A 255-nucleotide genomic window follows, 5' to 3' on the forward strand; every position below is an offset into this window, starting at 1 on the left:
CTGATACCTCAACAGCAAGCGGCACAGCCATAGGCACTTTTGCATCTCCAAATGTTGCAAACGGCATTACGGTTTCAGCAAATTTAAGTGGTATGACCTTAAGTAATGGCAATTATGTGATTACTGGTTTGACTGCGCCTTTGGCGGCCAACATTACACCAGCACCATTAACCATTAGTTCTGGTTTAGTTGCGCAGAGCAAGGTCTATGACACTACTACAGGCGCAACAATTGCGGCAGTAGGTACGCAGACAT

General features: G+C 45.9%; 1 protein-coding gene. It reads left to right on the forward strand.

The window, feature by feature from the left end:
• The coding region (locus VC182_RS11515; RefSeq protein ID WP_323485379.1) for a hypothetical protein at positions 1–255 on the forward strand (255 nt) is incomplete at both ends.

The organism is Polynucleobacter sp. AP-Nickl1-40-C4 (genome assembly GCF_035012665.1).
In the GTDB taxonomy this organism is placed as follows: Bacteria; Pseudomonadota; Gammaproteobacteria; order Burkholderiales; family Burkholderiaceae; genus Polynucleobacter.